General features: G+C 33.9%; 15 protein-coding genes and 1 tRNA gene. 7 read left to right on the forward strand and 9 right to left on the reverse strand.

What is annotated here, in order from left to right; genetic code table 11:
* Positions 1 to 27: 27 nt before the first annotated feature.
* From queF to MZO21_RS04610, 3 genes are read right to left on the reverse strand one after another with little or no spacing between them, the layout of a single operon-like run.
* Complete coding sequence (gene queF, locus MZO21_RS04600) at positions 28 to 840, reverse strand: NADPH-dependent 7-cyano-7-deazaguanine reductase QueF (RefSeq protein WP_154772458.1); 813 nt, start codon at positions 838 to 840, stop codon at positions 28 to 30.
* A complete protein-coding gene (locus tag MZO21_RS04605; protein ID WP_154772457.1) occupies positions 840 to 1,613 on the reverse strand; it encodes an ABC transporter permease in 774 nt (257 codons plus the stop codon). The genes queF and MZO21_RS04605 overlap by 1 nt, the downstream gene beginning before the upstream one ends.
* Positions 1,613 to 2,548: an ABC transporter ATP-binding protein gene (locus MZO21_RS04610; protein ID WP_154772456.1), complete on the reverse strand. Its 936-nt coding sequence runs from the start codon at positions 2,546 to 2,548 to the stop codon at positions 1,613 to 1,615. Before MZO21_RS04610 ends, MZO21_RS04605 begins: the two co-directional genes overlap by 1 nt.
* A 178-nt stretch (positions 2,549 to 2,726) precedes the next feature.
* Here MZO21_RS04610 and MZO21_RS04615 point away from each other — a divergent pair.
* From MZO21_RS04615 to MZO21_RS04640, 6 genes are all read left to right on the forward strand, one after another.
* Positions 2,727 to 2,802: transfer RNA gene (locus MZO21_RS04615), tRNA-Arg, on the forward strand.
* A 106-nt stretch (positions 2,803 to 2,908) separates the two neighbouring features.
* Positions 2,909 to 3,934 (forward strand): IS30-like element ISAba125 family transposase, encoded by a 1,026-nt coding sequence (locus MZO21_RS04620; RefSeq protein ID WP_080591907.1) that lies wholly within the window; start codon positions 2,909 to 2,911, stop codon positions 3,932 to 3,934.
* Between the two features lie 370 nt (positions 3,935 to 4,304).
* Positions 4,305 to 6,515 (forward strand): TonB-dependent hemoglobin/transferrin/lactoferrin family receptor, encoded by a 2,211-nt coding sequence (locus tag MZO21_RS04625; RefSeq protein WP_154772455.1) that lies wholly within the window; start codon positions 4,305 to 4,307, stop codon positions 6,513 to 6,515.
* Positions 6,516 to 6,572: 57 nt separating this feature from the next.
* On the forward strand, positions 6,573 to 7,373 hold the full coding sequence (locus tag MZO21_RS04630; protein ID WP_248104095.1) for a hypothetical protein: 801 nt from the start codon (positions 6,573 to 6,575) through the stop codon (positions 7,371 to 7,373).
* A gap of 72 nt (positions 7,374 to 7,445) precedes the next feature.
* Entirely contained in the window at positions 7,446 to 8,255 is an 810-nt protein-coding gene (locus MZO21_RS04635) for a DUF4198 domain-containing protein (RefSeq protein WP_248104097.1), read from the forward strand.
* Positions 8,256 to 8,449: 194 nt separating this feature from the next.
* Positions 8,450 to 9,088 (forward strand): hypothetical protein, encoded by a 639-nt coding sequence (locus MZO21_RS04640; protein WP_154772452.1) that lies wholly within the window; start codon positions 8,450 to 8,452, stop codon positions 9,086 to 9,088.
* 49 nt (positions 9,089 to 9,137) lie between these two features.
* Here the strand turns inward: MZO21_RS04640 and MZO21_RS04645 are convergent, their stop codons facing one another.
* The 5 genes from MZO21_RS04645 to MZO21_RS04665 form a co-directional block, all read right to left on the reverse strand.
* Complete coding sequence (locus MZO21_RS04645; protein ID WP_248104099.1) at positions 9,138 to 9,677, reverse strand: serine O-acetyltransferase; 540 nt, start codon at positions 9,675 to 9,677, stop codon at positions 9,138 to 9,140.
* A 231-nt stretch (positions 9,678 to 9,908) separates the two neighbouring features.
* Positions 9,909 to 10,841 (reverse strand): IS5 family transposase, encoded by a 933-nt coding sequence (locus tag MZO21_RS04650; RefSeq protein ID WP_005103080.1) that lies wholly within the window; start codon positions 10,839 to 10,841, stop codon positions 9,909 to 9,911.
* Positions 10,842 to 11,093: 252 nt separating this feature from the next.
* Entirely contained in the window at positions 11,094 to 11,447 is a 354-nt protein-coding gene (locus tag MZO21_RS04655; protein ID WP_248104101.1) for a hypothetical protein, read from the reverse strand.
* A 216-nt stretch (positions 11,448 to 11,663) separates the two neighbouring features.
* Positions 11,664 to 12,233 carry a hypothetical protein gene (locus tag MZO21_RS04660; protein WP_154772449.1) on the reverse strand — a complete coding sequence of 190 codons (570 nt, stop codon included), beginning with the start codon at positions 12,231 to 12,233 and terminating at the stop codon, positions 11,664 to 11,666.
* Positions 12,234 to 12,311: 78 nt separating this feature from the next.
* Complete coding sequence (locus MZO21_RS04665; RefSeq protein WP_154772448.1) at positions 12,312 to 13,010, reverse strand: exonuclease domain-containing protein; 699 nt, start codon at positions 13,008 to 13,010, stop codon at positions 12,312 to 12,314.
* Between the two features lie 219 nt (positions 13,011 to 13,229).
* Between MZO21_RS04665 and MZO21_RS04670 the strand changes: the two genes are divergently transcribed.
* Positions 13,230 to 14,255, forward strand: coding sequence for an IS30-like element ISAba125 family transposase (locus tag MZO21_RS04670; protein ID WP_080591907.1), 1,026 nt, complete (start codon positions 13,230 to 13,232; stop codon positions 14,253 to 14,255).
* Here MZO21_RS04670 and MZO21_RS04675 read toward each other — a convergent pair.
* On the reverse strand, positions 14,182 to 14,631 hold the full coding sequence (locus MZO21_RS04675) for a hypothetical protein (protein WP_248102824.1): 450 nt from the start codon (positions 14,629 to 14,631) through the stop codon (positions 14,182 to 14,184). The genes MZO21_RS04670 and MZO21_RS04675 overlap by 74 nt on opposite strands.
* Positions 14,632 to 14,898: the final 267 nt, after the last annotated feature.

Here is a 14,898-nt window from a genome sequence, read left to right on the forward strand (position 1 = left end):
AGTTGTTCAACCTCAATGTTGTTTATTTTATTGTCGCGCCAACCGAATTGGGCGAGGCATCCATGTTAAGTCAGATACACGGCATGGATTAATATCTAAACCACCACGGCGTGTATATGTTGCATAAACCATTAACTTTTCAGGGCTAAGATTTTGCCAAATATCGGCAAACATTTGTTCCACACATTGCTCGTGGAAACCATTATGTTGGCGATATGAAATGATATAAGCCAAGAGACTTCTATAACACGGCTTTTTACCCTTGAAACGTATAAATACAGTACCCCAATCGGGTTGTCCAGTGACTGGGCAGTTACTTCTTAATAAATGTGAGTAGAGTTGAACTTCGACATCTTCATTTGAATCATCAAGTTTTAATAAAGATGAATCTGGATGATTTTCCAAGCGCTCAGGTAGAAGGTTATCAATACAAATACCTTCAGGCTGTGCAATGTCTAAATCATTGGCATCAAATAGGTCGATTGTGACTTCAGCTTCTGCAGCAGCAGATAAGTCTTTTTCTACCGTAGCAATAAATGCTTCTTTCGAATCGAATTTAGTAAAGTTCATACTATTAAAGTAAAGCTTTAAAGATTTCGATTCGATTAAATTAGGTGAAGAAGCGGGAAGTGTTAAACGACCAATTGCCACTTGTGGAATTCCATGTGCATTGAGCCATGAAATTTCAAACACATGCCACCAATCTTTACCCTGACGAATATGATTGATATGGCTATAAGACTCGCGTGCTTGTTCACGAGAGATAGGGAATAAAATATCGGGTTGATATTCTGTTGGGTAATTGGTGTCTTTACCCAATAAAGATTTTTCTACGCTCATTATTCACGCATTCCTGAACCACGAGAAAGTAAATAGTATGCAATGCCATATAGCACTGCACAGAATAAAGTAATTACCGCTAAAGATAGTCCAACATTAACATCGCTATGACCTAAAATGCCGTAGCGGAATGCATTGACCATATAAACAATAGGGTTAATTAAAGATAAATTTTGCCAAAATGGGCTAAGTGCCGAAATCGCGTAAAATACACCGCCTAAGTAGGTGAGTGGTGTAAGTACGAAGGTTGGAATAATTGAAATATCATCAAAAGATTTAGCATAAACAGCGTTAATAAAGCCGCCCAATGAAAATAAAAATGATGTGATAAGTACAGTATAAATTGTCACAAACCAATTGGTAATATAAAGGTCTGTGAAAAATAGGCTCATTGCCGTCACAATAATACCAACAAGCACACCACGGCATACACCGCCTAATACATAGCCCCATAAAATGGCATGTAATGGCACAGGACTCATAATGAGTTCTTCAATACTTTTTTGAAATTTAGCACTAAAGAAACTTGAAGATACGTTGGAATAACTATTGGTGATGACTGCCATCATAATTAAACCAGGCACAATAAATTGCATGTAGCTAAAGCCACCCATTTGCCCAATTCGTGAACCGACTAAGTTCCCAAAAATAACGAAATAAAGGCTCATGGTAATTGCAGGTGGTAGCAAAGTTTGCGGCCAAATACGCATAAAGCGTCGAATTTCTTTATGAACAAGTGTGTAGAGCGCAACGCGAAGTTGAGAAAAATTCATTATTGCGCTGCTCCATCAAGATTTTTTTCAACCATTTTGACAAATAACTCTTCAAGACGGTTCGATTTATTACGCATACTACGGACTTGGATGCCTTGAGCTTCTAATAATTGGAAGAGTTCATTTAGGCTATGAGCTTTATCCATAGTGACTTCAAGTGTTAAAGGATCAATTAAATTAAACTGAACGCCAATAATTTCTAAAGACGGTGCTTGAATAGGTTGTGCTAAATCGAAAATGAATGACTCTTCATTAAGTTGATTCAAGAAGTTTTTCATAGAGGTATCTTCTTTAATCACACCGCGGTCAATAATTGCAATTTGACGACACAACATTTCAGCTTCTTCTAAATAGTGTGTCGTTAAAATAATAGATGTGCCTTTTTCATTCATTTCTGTGAGGAAATCCCACATGGAACGTCTTAACTCAATATCTACACCAGCAGTAGGTTCATCTAAAATAAGGAGTTTAGGGTTATGCATCATGGCGCGAGCAATCATTAAACGACGTTTCATACCGCCTGAAAGCATACGTGCTTGAACTGCACGTTTATCCCATAGACCTAATTTTTCTAAATATTCTTCAGCACGCTGTTCTGCAAGCTTTTTAGGAATACCGTAATAGCCTGCTTGAGTTACTAAAATATCAAAGGTTTTTTCAAAATGACCAAAGTTAAATTCTTGAGGCACAATTCCTAAGCATTGTTTTGCTTGAGATGGATGTGTGTCTAAGTTATTGCCAAAGATTTCTACTGTGCCCGAAGTTTTCTTGGTCAAAGAACTAATAATGCTAATAGTGGTTGATTTACCTGCACCATTTGGACCTAAAAGTGCATAAAACTCACCTTCGGGTACAGTTAAATTTACGCCTTTTAATGCCTGAAACCCATTTTTATAGGTTTTAGACAAATCTTTGAGCACTAATGCATCGGACATGTATTTCTCACTTGTTCAATATTAAGCATATTGTGAGTGATCTTGACTCAGAAACCAAGACGATGAATGAAATACTGCGTTGTATTATGTGAACATTGTATAAACAGTAAGCACTAAAATAGAGGCTATCTATATAGTTGCTTTATCTTTTAGTTTTTTTTGTTATGATGTGCGTCGCGCGCTCATAGCTCAACTGGATAGAGTACAGGTCTCCGAAGCCTGTGGCGTGGGTTCGAGTCCCGCTGAGCGCACCATTTTTATTAAAATAAAAAATTAATGATTATTTTTAATAAGCTTAAAACCCTTGGCAGAGTAAAACTTGAAGTGCGACATAAACCACCTAATTAATTTAAAGGGTTTATGGAGTATATAAAATTGTCATACCATCATCTTAACTTTGAAGATCGTACTGCATTAATGCTTGAGTCAAGAAAAGAAGGCTTTTCACCCAGAAAATTTGCTGAACTCATTAAAAGACATCCTAGTACGATCTATCGTGAGCTTAAAAGAAATAGCATCAATGACGTTTATCAAGCTCAATATGCTTCTGATAACACCTTCGCTAGACGTAGACGTGGTCACAGAAAACTCAAAATCGATTCAATCCTCTGGAAATTTATTGTTGAAGCGATCCGTTGTTTATGGTCTCCTCAGCAAATAGCAAAGCGTTTAAAGAGATTTCCTGATTTGGATCAAACAATGAATGTAAGCCATACAACGATTTATTCAACGATACGAGCATTACCAAAGGGTGAGCTGAAAAAAGACTTACTATCCTGTCTGCGTCATGAAAATAAAAAGCGAAAAGCTAACGGTGAACCTAAAAAAGATTCTATATTACAGGATATTAAAACTATTCATGAGCGCCCAACCGAAGTTCAAGAAAGAAAAATACCGGGTCATTGGGAAGCCGATTTAATTAAAGGTAAAGACAATAAAAGTTCGATAGCAACACTTATTGAACGAAATACACGGCTCTGTATCTTGGCAACATTACCTGATGCAAAGGCAGAATCAGTGCGCAAGGCTTTAACTGAAGCTCTGAAATATTTACCCGCAGAACTGCGTAAAACATTGACCTATGACCGTGGACGTGAGATGTCAGAACATAAAATCCTCGAAGAAGATTTAGGCATAGATGTATATTTCTGTGACCCACATTCGCCATGGCAGAAAGGCACATGCGAAAATATGAATGGTTTAATTAGGCAATATTTACCTAAAGGGATTGATTTAAACCAGGCAGATCAGCATTATTTAAATCAAGTTGCCATGTCACTGAATACTCGCCCTAGAAAAGCGTTAGATTGGCTTACACCATTAGAGAAATTTGCTCAGCTTGTTGATTATCATAAGGCTTTTGAAACTGTCGCACCTCATGTTTGAATTCGCCCTTTCTTCTAAAGTAGCCTCTAATACTTAATTTATATCTACTCATTATTTAGATTATAGGTGGTATTTTCCTATTATCTAGCGCCGAAATGTGTAGAAATTCCTCTTTATTATTTAACAATCCTTTAGTTAAATTTTATTTTTAAATCATTGATACATAACATATAAAAAATTTTAATTTAACTTAAAATAGCAAATCATATTATTAAAAATAGAAGACTTATTTAAAGGGATTGTTGTAAATAATAGAATAAATGATTATGATTATCATTTATGGGTTGTATTAATCTTAAATATGGCTTTAAGTAATTAAAAGTAATCAATTAATGATGAAGAACATCATTTATAAAATGGATTCATTCAAATGAATACACAAAAATTTCTATTAAAACAAAGATATTTAACAATTTGCTTATCAGTCATTATGGGAGGTGGGTTTGCTACGCAAATTCATGCAAAAGGTAAGGAGAGTAAAGTATCTTTACCTGCTATTACTGTTTATGCAGAACATGAAAAGCAAGCGAGTTCCTTAACATCCATAAATAAAGAAAGTTTAGAGCAAACAGGCGTACAAAATATGGCAGATGTTGTTAAATATCTTCCATTAGTAAAAGCACCATTTTCAGTTTATGGAGGTGGTAGTTACATGGATAGCCCTGGTACAAGTAGTATTAATATTCGTGGTTTAGATGCAAATAGAATTGGTTTAGATATTGATGGTATAGATGTAGCTGAAGCTGCCATAAGTCCATATATTCCTGCTGCAAGCATGAGTAAGCGTGGTGCGGGGCGAGATTATATAGAACCAGAAATGTTGCAGTCAGTTGATATTGCATCGGGTACAGTTGATGCATCTAGTGATGGTATTGGCGGGCGTGTTTCATTTAAAAATAAATCTCCCAATGATTATTTACAGAATGGAGAAAATTTTTATGGTGCAGCGAAAGCTGGTTATAGCTCAGCAGATGATGCATGGCTAACTTCTGTTACAGGCGCTGTTGGTAATGAAAAAGTTAAAGCTTTAGTGGCTTATGCTCATAGAGAAGGTCATGAAATAGATGGAAACTCAAAGACAAAAGCGTTCGATGCAAATTGGAACTTAGATGCGGCTTTAGCAAGTTTAAGTTGGAATTTAAATGATCAACATCAATTAAATACAAGTCTTGATATTTATAGAAAAACTGTCAAAACATTTGGCATAGATGCAAGTGCATCAAGCATGTTTAAAACAGATGATGCTGTACAAAATCAAAAAATAGAACGCACAACATTTTCTGTAGAAGATATTTATTCACCATCTGAATTTGTCATGTTTGATGAATTAAAAACCAAAGCATGGTATCAAAAGTCAGAAAATAGAGCACAAACAATTTACAACACTGCAACCTATATTCGAGATTTTTGGAATAGTTATGATCAGACAAGTTTTGGATTAAAGTTCGATGCTAAAAAAGCCGTAGCAAATCAAAAATTAAGATATGGATTAAACTTTGAACGTAAAGAATATGACAGTGATCGTTATGAAATTCGTAGTAATGGAATGAAACCACCTTTTTCAGGCACATATTTAACAGCATCTACATTAGATCGTTATGCTTTGTATTTATCTGATCAATTTGATTTCGAACCAAAAGGAAAAGCTTTATCGGTTACACCATCTTTACGTGTTGAACATCAACAGTATCGCCCTGAAAAATCTGGTTCAAATATTCATGATCGTGATTTTACTTATGTTGCACCTGGTTTGACTGCAAGCTACCAAATGACACCAGGGAATTTTACATATTTAAAATATGCGCATGGTGCTCGAATTCCATCACCCATGGAGATGGGGGGATCTTATGAAACATCCAATGGCGCTACATATTTAGTGATGGGTAATTCTGACCTTAAAAAAGAAACCAGTGATACTTTTGAGCTTGGTCTTAAAAATGACGCGATTGATGGTTTGAAGTTTGGTCTGACAACGTTCTACACAAAATATAGTGATTTTATTGATTACTACAATCATGAAGATAAAATTCCAGGCTATTTTTTAGTGTACCGTGCTGAAAATATTGCTGATGCCGCAATTTGGGGAGCTGAGTTTAATGCTCATGTAGATTTAGGTCATTTTATTGATCAAGCGCATGGATATAGTTTGGCATTAGTTGCTGGAAAAACGAAGGGGCATGCTAAAGACAATAATGGCAATAAAACTGGAATGAATTCGGTTCAGCCTGAAAAAGGTAGCTTTACTTTTGCATATGATGATCCGAATAAAATTTATGGTTTTGGTTTAACAACAACAGCAGTTGGTTCAAAAACAGCAGGTAGAGATGTAAGTTCACTTCAAGCCAACTCAGAAGAAACTAAATATAAAAAGGTTAATGGCTATACCGTTTGGGATTTATCCGCATATTGGAATATTAATAAAGCGACAAAATTGAATGTTGCTTTGAATAACATTTTTGATAAAACCTACTGGGACTACTCGGCTGTTGGTACTTTGAAGGCAACAGATCAGCAAACATTAATTGATCGTGCTGCTGCGCCTGGGCGTAATGTTGTTGCGAGCGTTGAATTTAAATTTTAATAAAGAAGCATAGTAATAAAAGCATCTATTTAGACATCTATTTGTAGAGAAATATTTATGAAAAAACTCACTAAAATTGCGTTAAGCCTTTCATTAATTTGTGCATCTGTATCGGTTTTCTCAGCTGAAAAATTGAATAAAGACAGTACATATCAGCAGGCTTATGCTTTGTATTTACTTTATCATCCAGAGAAAAATACAAAGAGCATTGTTCAACAATATGAACAAGATTATGCAAATTTGTTTAAGGAAAATAAGAAAGCGAATATTGATCAATTTGTTCAATATGAGCAATCACGCTTAGAACCAGTATTAAAACAACGTCGTGAAATGTCTTTAAAGCAAGCTTATGTGCGTTATGGCATTTTGGATAAAAATAGAGATCAAAAATTAACCTTAAAAGAGTTTCAAGAAACAGGTGTAAAAACATTTGATGAATTTGATGAAAATAAAGACGGAATTGTGAATGCTGAGGATGCAAAACTTAATTCAGCAAATAAAGGTACGCATGATGGATTCCGTATAAAGCTTCCTATTTCACTGCCTATGGCAAGTAACGGAAATGAGTTTATTCAGCAATATGGAAAAGACAAAAACTATGTAACATTGGGTGATTATTTAACAGCTCGGGATCAACAATTTTTTGCAACAGATACATCTGGTGATTATGTTGTGACAGAACATGAATATGTAAATGAATTTATGCAACGTTTTGATAAAAATATAGAAACTGGAAAAACACAAATGCAAGAACTTGCTGCACAACAATTCAAAGTCATTGCAAAAGGTAAAGTGGCGCTTGAGGCGAGCGATATTACAAAATTTGCAAAGCAAGTTAATCAATCAATTAGCAAATAAATATTTAGATAAAAACATCTTAGTTTTTAAATTCTGAGATGTTTTTATTTTATTGTAGAAAAGGATTTAAAAATGAAAAAAGCATTATTAGCATTGGTCGTGAGCTTGGTATCTGTAAATAGTTTTTCTCATGCTCCATTTGTGGCACCAAGTAATTTTATTGTTGCAGGTGGTCATACTGCTGTATTCGCAGGCTTTGCAGAATTACCATTTGATTCTGAAGTGGCAATTCGAGGTTTTGAATTCAGCTTATTTAATCCAAATGGAGAGAAAAAGGCATTACCTTTAACCAATACAAAAGCAGTTAGTGTTGCAGATGTGGAAACCTCACAAGAGGGTACATATCAAGTGATTGGTCAGCGTAAAGCAGATATTAAATATGCAAATTTAGATCAAAGATGGTTGCGTGTTTTAGACACGAAAGATACAAAGTTGAAGCCGTTGTCTGAACGTGATTTTATTTCAGAATTAGAAGTTAATGAAAAAACTCCACAAGTATCAGTTAAGCGTTTTGATGATGTAATTACTTATTTTTCAAAAGGGAAAAGCTCAAAATTAGTTAAAAATTCTGAAGCAAATTTAACCTTAGAATATTCAGTTCATCCAAATGAATTAAAGAAAAATCAGCCTTTAATGATTGATCTTGCTGTTAAGGGAAGAGTAGCTAAGAACTTTAATGTAGAAGTGGAAAAGCAACATATAGGTTTGGGCGAAAAAGATGTAGTGATGAAAACTATTTCAAATAATAAGGGTAAAGTTATTTTAAATTTCTCTGAAACTGGCGCTTATGTTGTGACAGTTAGTTCACCGGATACAGAAGAAAAAGTTAAACCAATAGCAGATGTTTATAGAACAATTATTAGCTTAAATGTAAGTGAATAATTGAATTAATTTTTATCTTATATTCATACTAAAAAACTTCCTGTTAAGGGAGTTTTTTATATAAGGAACATCTAAAAAATTAAAAGTAAATGTGGAATGTGGTTTTTGTCAATTAGTAAAAATAAGTATTTATTATAATTAGATAAAAATATATTATTCGCATTCATTTTAATATTTACAAAGAGTTTAATAATATGAAAAAGCTAGTTTTAGCAGGGGTGGTAAGTTTAGTTTCAGCAGCTACATTGGCAGATCAACCTTTAACTATTCAAAATAGTACACCTGCAACGCTAGGTACATCGCCAAACTATGTATCTGATGCATCTAACCAAGACCAAAATAAATTTTCAGTAAAATTAGGTTATGCAGGCAATAAAATTGATTCGAACGCTTATGCACGTTTAAATGGTTTTGAAATTGGTGCTGCATACGATTTTAGTAATTTTGGTATTTGGGCAGAATACGAAAACCAAGAAGATGGTGATGCAGATTTTGATCAATTTGCGGCGGGTGTTCAGTATAAATTCTATAATCAAAACAATGTTTATGTACAAGGTGCAACAGGTTTAGGTTATGCAAATTTAAAGGTAACAGAAGTTGATGGAACAGATACTTATAAATTAGATGGTGATTATCTTTATATTCCTGTAACTGTTGAAACAGGTTATATGTTTACGCCTAACTTTGGTGCTTATGCGACATTAGGTTACAAATGGTCATTTAATCAAAACTTAAAAGCGTATGAAAACGGTGTGAAAGTTGCTGATGATAAATCAAGCACATCAGATTTACATGGCGTTTCTTACGGCTTTGGTGTTCGTTTCGCATTCTAATTTAGTACTTTGAAAAACCGCCTAAGTGGCGGTTTTTTAATTGAAAATATTATTGAATAATCCAACGTCTATTTACCGATTGACCTGCATTATTGTAATTAATGACTTTGGCATAATTACCAACAGCAGTTGCATTTTCAGGAATATCTTTCGTTACAACGCTTCCTGCACCAATTGTTGCATTATCACCAATTTTTACATGATCAATAATGCAGACATTTGGACCAATATAAACATTATCGCCAATAATAGCGGCTTGTTTTCCACCATTAGCACCAATGGTTGTAAATTGAGATAAATTTACATTGTTGCCAATAATTGTAGTTGGATTAACAACTAAAGGTCCGCCGTGCCCAATATATAAACCAAAACCAATTTTGGTATTACAGTGAATATCGATACTATATTTTTTCTTTTTATAATAAAAAATTGGATAAGCTAGTTTACCAATGATTGATTTTGAACTTGCAATACGCAACCAAAAACTAAAATTAAAGCCTCTATTAAAGAAGTAATTTTTAATAAAAGATTTAAGTGATGTATTACCACAATATCGATAAAGGTCACTGAGAATATATTGCACAATCATTATGTTTTCCAAACAAGGGTAGGTAGTTTTAAATACCTAAGGAAAGTTTGCAGATTTTAGAACAAATATGGACAGAATTAAAAACAAAGTATTTAAAAGATAAGAAAAATTATTTTTGTTTAAATAATAAGCATAATATTCTGAACCTATTTTAGAAAAACTCAATAGATATTTAGATGGGCTTTGTTGCATAAAGGTTTGAAAGACTGAGTTCCCTTAAGCTACTCAAATTTAAGAGACAACTTGGGTATGAGGGCGACCTAATTCTGTGAATTTATTCAAGACTGCCATGCGTGCATGGATCTCATTCACCTGACTTGGAAAACTCCGCGCTGTTAATTTATCGCCTAATAATTTGATGCAATGCATCTTGGTTTCAACCAAACTTCGACGGTGATAACCAGACCACTTTTTCCAAAGCGATCTGCCTAGCCGTTTGACTGTCTTTAATAATTCGTTCCGCTCTATAGACCTCGCTTGCTGATCCTTCCAAGGCTTTGCATTCTTTCTAGGTGGAATGATCGCATGTGCATCTCGATCTAAAATGACTTGTCGGCAGTGCTTTGTGTCATAAGCACCATCTGTATAAACAGAATCAATTGGTTCATCCAAGGGAATTTGAGCAAGTAAATCTTCGAGTACTTGAGAATCACTGACATTATTTGTGGTGAGTTGTACTGCACGTATTTGCAGGGTTTTAGCATCTATAGCAATGTGAAGCTTACGCCATTGGCGACGATATTCAGCCCCATGTTTCTTGCGTTTCCATTCACCTTCACCAAGAAACTTCAAACCAGTAGAGTCTACGAGTAGATGCAGTCCATCACTACTTTTTTGATAGCTAATCGCAATATCAATATGCTTTTGTCTACGACAAAGGGTGGAATAATCCGGAGCTGTCCAATCTAATCCAGAGAGTTTAATCAGACTTTGAACAAAACCTGTGACCATACGTAAAGAGAGTCGGAATAGTAATTTGATCATTAAGCAGCATTGAATCGCTGTATCGGAGTAGGTTTGATTTCGACCTTGCTTGCCTTGTGATTGTGCATACCACTGAGTCTTTGGATCAAACCAAATGGAAATATTACCTCGGTTAATTAAGGCTCGGTTATAGGATGACCAATTGGTTGTACGGTAGATTTTAGAGGCAGGCTTATTCATTTTGAAATTATATTGCTGAATAAGCTTTTGATGCTAGGTTTGTGCAACAAAGCCATTTAGATGCGTTATCGTTTAGAAATGTTTTTCTATCTTGTTGTTTCTATTCGCTAGTTTTATATTTAAATGACAGTAGGTCGTGTAGACACTACAAAGAAGTTGGACGGATCACTGACAGCTCATTGAGTTTAATCATTTAAACAAGAAATCAGCACTAGCCTTCCAACCAAGAGCTCGCAGAAATGCGAGCTTTTTTTATGATGGAGAATGTAATTTAATTTCTACGTCATATTTTGAAAATTCACGCATGATCTCTTGGAAAATATGATTTGCTTTTAAATCATTTAATGCTAATAAAATTTCCTGTTGAGCTGCACCATCAAAACATTCAAGTTGCACAATATTCCACATATTTTGATTTTCTAATTGTTCTATGACCAATCTACGTGCTTGAAGCTCAGACACTGCTTGTCTTGGAATAACATTCGTCATTGCTAATTGAATATGATCCAGTTGGTTTTGTGGGCTTAAAAAAGTAAATACCCAATTTCCAACTTTGCTTAAATGCATTGGATTATCAAATTCATCAAATTCAAATGAATACAGCATAATACTTAAATCTAGACAAAGGATATGCTGAGTTATCTCTTAAACTACATAAAAGTGATATACAAATAAGGTCGTATTAAAAATAGAAATAAAACTTAATATGGATTGGTGATTTAATTATTTTTATAAAAATTAGTAAGATAGAAGTAAAGTGGAGGAGGCTTTACTTCTATGTTAATCATAATTATGAATGAGCTTACAGCTAAAAGCTCTAAATTATTTGTTAGTAATTTTTACAAGTGAATAATTAATTTGGCGTAAGTACAAATTAAGTTGATTTGGTTGGATTCTTGACTCTTGTAAATGTGTAATCCACTGAATACGGCATTGTTGCAACATATCGACATTTAAAGCATGTTCAACTTTTGTGATTAATGGTTTCGCAAGCAAGCCACAATATTGTTGTAAGCTTGTTTTCATGAGCTCTTTTACTTCTTCTAAACTTAATGCTACTTCGGCTTCAGTATTAAAAAAGATTTCATCAATTTCATTTGCTGTATTTTTAATTTCTATTGAATCGGTATGAGGTTCATTTATTATCGTGCTTTCATTCGAATGATTGATTTCTGTTTTTAAAACTTGTTCATTTTTATTATAAATTAAACCTTTTTCATATAAAAAATCTAAAATTTCAGGTTGAACTATACGTGTTTTTGTCTCGCTGTTTACCGCGGCTAAATCGAGTGTATCAATAAGTAATAAAAGTTGTCTTTGTCTTGCATTTAATGGAATTGAGCGGTCTTTTAGAACTTGTTGACCTAATTCTGTTTTTGAAAAATGTTGCATGCTTTAATTTATCCCCACATAAATTAAAGCATATGCTAATGAATGAAAATTACACTAATATGAAGGATTTGTTAAACATTATAATGTTGTTATTGCATTATTTTCTAAAGCCTTACGAAGATATGGATCTAAATCATCTTGGCGCATCAACCATTGAATATAGTCGGCTGGCAATTCAGAAATTTGAGTACCACGATGTTTACCAAAATTAATTGTTCTTGGAATTCGAGCATCTTCAGAAATTTCAAATAACTCTTCCATGCTATTAATTTTTAATTGATGAACAACATGCATTAAAATATTTGCAGTTAAAATAATGTCCATATCTGCACGATGCGCTTTTTTAATCATATCTCTGGCTTTTTCGCTGCCTTTGGTAATCATATAAATAAGTGCAGAAATATTGTGTGCTTCAGCATCTGGCCAAACTTTACGCGCAAGAGCAAGCGTACAAATTGCTTTAATATTCGAGCTATTTACACCACATTTTTCAAGCGCACGAATGTCATAATCAATATTGTGGCCAATAATATAAGTTGTTTCTGCAGGTAATTTGAACGTAGTGTAATGTGGTTGATTCACCAAGTCGGATTCTAAAATATGATGAACCGCCATTGCGGCAAAAGAAATAGGTTCATCTACAGAATAAAGCTGATCAAATAATTTCGATTTATCTAAAGTTAATTTGCCATTTTCAATGTGAATTGGCGCATATGCAATTTCAATAGGTTGACCATTTAATGTGTGCGTTTCTGTATCTAGGATAATGGCTTGCATATCGCATTCCAAAAGAATTAGTAATTCTGTTGAATTTAACATTATCGTTTAATGGGTGACAATTAAATGCAAAGATATAGAAACGAAAATCTACTTATATTTAGAAATAATGTTTTGATAGTCTATTTTTAATTCTGAACTAGAAATTAAGCCTTTATATAAATGGGCAGAGTAAAACTTGAAGTGCGACATAAACCACCTAATTAATTTAAAGGGTTTATGGAGTATATAAAATTATCATACCATCATCTTAACTTTGAAGATCGTACTGCATTAATGCTTGAGTCAAGAAAAGAAGGCTTTTCACCCAGAAAATTTGCTGAACTCATTAAAAGACATCCTAGTACGATCTATCGTGAGCTTAAAAGAAATAGCATCAATGACGTTTATCAAGCTCAATATGCTTCTGATAACACCTTCGCTAGACGTAGACGTGGTCACAGAAAACTCAAAATCGATTCAATCCTCTGGAAATTTATTGTTGAAGCGATCCGTTGTTTATGGTCTCCTCAGCAAATAGCAAAGCGTTTAAAGAGATTTCCTGATTTGGATCAAACAATGAATGTAAGCCATACAACGATTTATTCAACGATACGAGCATTACCAAAGGGTGAGCTGAAAAAAGACTTACTATCCTGTCTGCGTCATGAAAATAAAAAGCGAAAAGCTAACGGTGAACCTAAAAAAGATTCTATATTACAGGATATTAAAACTATTCATGAGCGCCCAACCGAAGTTCAAGAAAGAAAAATACCGGGTCATTGGGAAGCCGATTTAATTAAAGGTAAAGACAATAAAAGTTCGATAGCAACACTTATTGAACGAAATACACGGCTCTGTATCTTGGCAACATTACCTGATGCAAAGGCAGAATCAGTGCGCAAGGCTTTAACTGAAGCTCTGAAATATTTACCCGCAGAACTGCGTAAAACATTGACCTATGACCGTGGACGTGAGATGTCAGAACATAAAATCCTCGAAGAAGATTTAGGCATAGATGTATATTTCTGTGACCCACATTCGCCATGGCAGAAAGGCACATGCGAAAATATGAATGGTTTAATTAGGCAATATTTACCTAAAGGGATTGATTTAAACCAGGCAGATCAGCATTATTTAAATCAAGTTGCCATGTCACTGAATACTCGCCCTAGAAAAGCGTTAGATTGGCTTACACCATTAGAGAAATTTGCTCAGCTTGTTGATTATCATAAGGCTTTTGAAACTGTCGCACCTCATGTTTGAATTCGCCATGTAAGGGAATACCATCTTCACTATCGACTAATTTAATGGCTTGAGTGCCATCTCTATATTCAAAAATAGCGCAGGGCATTTTATCTTTGTCTAAAACAATAAATCTTTTTTGTTTAATGGCGATGTCAAAATCTATAAATGTTTGTTTGAGTAATCTTAAAAACACACTTTCATTTGCACTTAAAAGATTTAGTTCACGAATTCTGTCGCTATCAGTTTGATGGTAACTTTTGAGTTGTAATTTTTGTTGATGAGTCATTGGTCGGTAATATGAACGATGATTTTGTTTGGGGTGAGATTTATTTAAACGTGCCTTAATGCAAAAGCCCAATATAAATCCAAGTGTTAACAAAACAAGTTCATACATGATTTTTTCTATAACGCTAAAAACTTGAATATAACTTATGAAAACAAGGACTTCAATTTTATGTTTGATCGAATGGTCTAAACTTGACTTTTGCCTCAAATTTCAAATTGATTAATAAATATCTAAACAGAATAAAGAGGGGGAGAAGAGTTGTTCATTATGATGATTTTTGGAAAAATTATACTTTGATGATTTAAATCAATATTTCAAAACTTCAATATCATTTCAATAAGTTGTTTTTACTAAAAAAAGAGTTTTTTTTGAAAA

This window comes from Acinetobacter portensis (assembly GCF_023158935.1).
Taxonomy (GTDB): Bacteria; Pseudomonadota; Gammaproteobacteria; order Pseudomonadales; family Moraxellaceae; genus Acinetobacter; species Acinetobacter faecalis.

Bases quoted from the DNA above. Each gene is read 5' to 3' on its own strand.
- MZO21_RS04650 (WP_005103080.1), bottom strand. From the start codon at position 10,841: ATGAATAAGCCTGCCTCTAAAATCTACCGTACAACCAATTGGTCATCC.
- MZO21_RS04660 (WP_154772449.1), bottom strand. From the start codon at position 12,233: ATGCAACATTTTTCAAAAACAGAATTAGGTCAACAAGTTCTAAAAGAC.
- MZO21_RS04640 (WP_154772452.1), top strand. From the start codon at position 8,450: ATGAAAAAGCTAGTTTTAGCAGGGGTGGTAAGTTTAGTTTCAGCAGCT.
- MZO21_RS04645 (WP_248104099.1), bottom strand. From the start codon at position 9,677: ATGATTGTGCAATATATTCTCAGTGACCTTTATCGATATTGTGGTAAT.
- MZO21_RS04620 (WP_080591907.1), top strand. From the start codon at position 2,909: ATGGAGTATATAAAATTGTCATACCATCATCTTAACTTTGAAGATCGT.
- MZO21_RS04665 (WP_154772448.1), bottom strand. From the start codon at position 13,010: ATGCAAGCCATTATCCTAGATACAGAAACGCACACATTAAATGGTCAA.
- MZO21_RS04675 (WP_248102824.1), bottom strand. From the start codon at position 14,631: ATGTATGAACTTGTTTTGTTAACACTTGGATTTATATTGGGCTTTTGC.
- MZO21_RS04605 (WP_154772457.1), bottom strand. From the start codon at position 1,613: ATGAATTTTTCTCAACTTCGCGTTGCGCTCTACACACTTGTTCATAAA.
- MZO21_RS04625 (WP_154772455.1), top strand. From the start codon at position 4,305: ATGAATACACAAAAATTTCTATTAAAACAAAGATATTTAACAATTTGC.
- MZO21_RS04630 (WP_248104095.1), top strand. From the start codon at position 6,573: ATGAAAAAACTCACTAAAATTGCGTTAAGCCTTTCATTAATTTGTGCA.
- MZO21_RS04635 (WP_248104097.1), top strand. From the start codon at position 7,446: ATGAAAAAAGCATTATTAGCATTGGTCGTGAGCTTGGTATCTGTAAAT.
- MZO21_RS04670 (WP_080591907.1), top strand. From the start codon at position 13,230: ATGGAGTATATAAAATTATCATACCATCATCTTAACTTTGAAGATCGT.
- MZO21_RS04655 (WP_248104101.1), bottom strand. From the start codon at position 11,447: ATGCTGTATTCATTTGAATTTGATGAATTTGATAATCCAATGCATTTA.
- queF (WP_154772458.1), bottom strand. From the start codon at position 840: ATGAGCGTAGAAAAATCTTTATTGGGTAAAGACACCAATTACCCAACA.
- MZO21_RS04610 (WP_154772456.1), bottom strand. From the start codon at position 2,548: ATGTCCGATGCATTAGTGCTCAAAGATTTGTCTAAAACCTATAAAAAT.